This window comes from Micromonospora arborensis (assembly GCF_003205615.1).
In the GTDB taxonomy this organism is placed as follows: domain Bacteria; phylum Actinomycetota; class Actinomycetes; order Mycobacteriales; family Micromonosporaceae; genus Micromonospora; species Micromonospora arborensis.
Map to the genome: position 1 here is coordinate 1,372 of NZ_PYBV01000069.1, position 506 is coordinate 1,877.

Below are 506 nucleotides of genomic sequence, written 5' to 3' on the forward strand. Positions count from 1 at the left end.
GGCGCTGACCGCCGCCGGGCCGTACCGGTTCGTGTTGGGTGGCGGGGTGGCCTGGGCGGCGCACGGGCTGGTCGCCCGCCCGACGGAGGACGTCGACCTGTTCGCAGACGTGGAGGGCGCCGCCGCGGCAGCGTCCGCCGGGGTACGGGTGGCCCTGGAACGGGCCGGGTTCATCGTCACCGACGCCGACCCGGACAGTGAGCTGCACGAGCTGTTCGACGGGTACGAGCAGGACATGAAGGACTTCGTGGTGAGCCGCGACGGGCGGCAGATCCGGCTCAGCCTCGCCCGACTGGACCGCCAGCAGAGTCCGGTGGTGATGGACCTGGGCCCGGTGATGGACGTCCGTGACCTGGTGGCCAACAAGATCGCGGCGTTGGTCAACCGGCGGGAGGTCCGCGACTTCATCGACGTGGCGGCGGCTCTGGAGCATTACGACGTGACCGAACTGTTGGTGCTGGCACGGCAGGTCGACCCCGTGCTGGATCCGGCGGACGTGCGGGCCG

At 71.3% G+C, this 506-nt stretch carries 1 protein-coding gene; it reads left to right on the forward strand.

The window, feature by feature from the left end:
- On the forward strand, nt 1-506 hold a 506-nt coding region (locus C7C45_RS32595), incomplete at both ends, for a nucleotidyl transferase AbiEii/AbiGii toxin family protein (RefSeq protein ID WP_110568726.1).